This is a genomic window from Ramlibacter sp. (assembly GCF_013697775.1).
GTDB lineage: Bacteria > Pseudomonadota > Gammaproteobacteria > Burkholderiales > Burkholderiaceae_C > Ramlibacter.
Window position 1 is genome coordinate 1 of sequence record NZ_JACCWG010000413.1, and the last position, 2,390, is coordinate 2,390.

The window sequence follows — 2,390 nt, forward strand, 5'->3', positions numbered from 1 at the left end:
CACCGCCTGCCGCGGGTGCCGCGCCGGAGCCTAGGGCGCCGCCCGTGGGCGCAAGCGCGACATCGGTGGCGGGCTTGGCTGACGGGCGCTGGAACCACCAGGCGGCGCCGGAAGCCGCGGCGATGCCGGCCACCGCGACCGCGGTGTAGAGAACCTTCGATGCCATCAAAAGCTGTATCCGTCGAATGGGGCGCAGGAGGTCACCGGATGTAACCGTGCTGGCATTTGGCAATGTAGCAGCACGCAGGGACCATGCCATCCGCGCAGCCCCTGATGTCCGCGCGGTGGGAGCGCCCACGCAGGCTCTTTACTCGATCTTTACCGCCAAGCGTCAGCGACCGATGCTCTGCACACCCAGGTTGGCCAGCGCGTCGGCACGCTCGTTGCCGGGGTCGCCGTTGTGGCCACGTACCCAGCGCCAGTCCACCTTGTGGCCTCCCTGCAGAAGCAGAGCATCCAGGCGTTGCCAGAGTTCCACGTTCTTCACCGGCTGCTTGCTGGCGGTGCGCCAGCCCTTGGCCTTCCAGCCGGGCAGCCACTCGGTGATGCCCTTCAGCACGTACTGGCTGTCCAGGTACAACGTCACCGCGCAGGGGCGCTTGAGCGCCTCCAGCGCCTGGATCACCGCCATCATCTCCATGCGGTTGTTGGTGGTGCTGGGCTCTCCGCCGTACAGCTCCTTTTGCGTGGTGCCGGACTTGAGCAGGACGCCCCAGCCGCCGGGACCGGGATTGCCCTTGCAGGCCCCGTCGGTGTAGATCTCCACCTGGTTCATGGATGCGTTCGGTGATGTCGGTGGCGGTGGCTGCGGTTCGCGACAGGCACCGGTGCGGCGGCGCGCGCGGGTGCCTGCTTCCAGGCCGGGCCGATCAGCTTGATGCCGCGCACCCGCTTGACCGCCACGATGAAATAAACGGCGCCGAAGATCGGCCACCAGCGTTTGCCCAGGCGGTCCATCCAGTCGAAGCGTCCCAGCCACTGCTCGCTGGACAGGGCCGGGCGCCAGCAGCCGAAGTCGCCCGCCTCCACCTCGAAGCTCAGGAGCCGCAGCCAGTCGCGCAGCCGCCAGTAGCCGATGAATTCGCCCGCCTCGGGCAGGAACAGTTCGCCGAAGCCCAGGCGCCGGTACAGGTGCGCGCGGCGCTGGCGCAGGCCCCACAGGCTGGCCGGATTGAGGCCGCACACCACCACCCTGCCCTCGGGCACCAGCACCCGCTCCACCTCGCGCAGCGTGGCATGGGGGTCGGCGCTCAGCTCCAGCGTGTGGGGCAGCACCAGCAGGTCGATGCTGTTCTCCTCGAACGGCAGGGCGGCGAAATCGGTGACGATGGCCGCCTTGGGCTGGTGTTCGGCCGCCGGCGGGTGGCGCAGCGCCAGCCACTTGTGCGGCATGCGGTTGGCCTGCAGCGCGTCGATCTCCGGCAGCCCGAGCTGCAGCGCGTGGTAGCCGAAGATGTCGCCGACCACCCGGTCGAACTCCTCGCGCTCCCATTCGAGCAGGTAGCGGCCCGCAGGGGTTTCAAACCACTGACGCATTCCTATAATCTGCTCGCTCATGAACTTGACCCCACTGCCCGCGTTCCAGGACAACTACCTTTGGCTGTTGGATGACGGAAACCGGGCCCTGGTGGTGGACCCCGGCGACGCGCGGCCGGTACAGGCCGCCCTGCAATCAGCCGGCCTTCAGCTGGAGGCGATTCTAGTCACCCACCACCACCCGGACCACATCGGCGGCGTCGACGCGCTGCGCGACGCCACCGGCGCCAAGGTCTGGGGTCCGGCGCGCGAAACCATCCCCGAACCCGTCACGCGCCTGGCCGAGGGCGACCGCATCGAGGTGCTCGGCCTGCCCTTCACCGTGATCGACGTGCCTGGCCATACCTCCGGCCACATCGCCTATTACTGTGACTTATTCGACGGCAGGCCCCTTCTTTTCTGCGGCGACACGCTGTTCTCCGGCGGCTGCGGGCGCCTGTTCGAGGGCACGCCCGCGCAGATGCTCGCCTCGCTTGACAAGCTGGCCGCCCTGCCGGCCGACACACGGGTGGTCTGCACGCACGAATACACACTATCCAACCTGAAATTCGCGTTGGCGGTGGAACCGCATAATGCCGAGCTGATCCATTACAGCGAGCGCTGCACAGAATTGCGCGCGCAGGACCGCCCGACACTGCCTTCCAGCATCGGCCAGGAACTGCGCATCAACCCGTTCCTGCGCACCCGCGAAGCCGGCATCCGGCAGGCCGCGCAGGCCTTCAACGGCACCGATCCCGCCGACGACGTGGCGGTGTTCGCAGCCGTCCGTGAATGGAAGAACACGTTCAGATGAAGTTGTTTCAGACTCTCGGCCTCGCGCTGGCCCTGGCACTAGCAGGTTGCGCGACGCCGAC

General features: G+C 67.8%; 3 protein-coding genes. 1 reads left to right on the forward strand and 2 read right to left on the reverse strand.

Annotated elements, in window-relative coordinates:
- Positions 1-331: 331 nt before the first annotated feature.
- A complete protein-coding gene (rnhA, locus tag H0U68_RS20940; protein ID WP_296358838.1) occupies positions 332-775 on the reverse strand; it encodes a ribonuclease HI in 444 nt (147 codons plus the stop codon).
- On the reverse strand, positions 772-1,536 hold the full coding sequence (locus H0U68_RS20945) for a methyltransferase domain-containing protein (protein ID WP_296358839.1): 765 nt from the start codon (positions 1,534-1,536) through the stop codon (positions 772-774). The genes rnhA and H0U68_RS20945 overlap by 4 nt, the downstream gene beginning before the upstream one ends.
- Before the next feature lie 19 nt (positions 1,537-1,555).
- On the opposite strand from H0U68_RS20945, the gene gloB reads away from it, so the two are divergent.
- On the forward strand, positions 1,556-2,329 hold the full coding sequence (gene gloB, locus H0U68_RS20950; protein ID WP_296358840.1) for a hydroxyacylglutathione hydrolase: 774 nt from the start codon (positions 1,556-1,558) through the stop codon (positions 2,327-2,329).
- Positions 2,330-2,390 lie beyond the last annotated feature (61 nt).

Excerpts from the sequence above, each read along its gene's own strand:
- rnhA (WP_296358838.1), bottom strand. The coding sequence starts at position 775 with ATGAACCAGGTGGAGATCTACACCGACGGGGCCTGCAAGGGCAATCCC.
- H0U68_RS20945 (WP_296358839.1), bottom strand. The coding sequence starts at position 1,536 with ATGCGTCAGTGGTTTGAAACCCCTGCGGGCCGCTACCTGCTCGAATGG.
- gloB (WP_296358840.1), top strand. The coding sequence starts at position 1,556 with ATGAACTTGACCCCACTGCCCGCGTTCCAGGACAACTACCTTTGGCTG.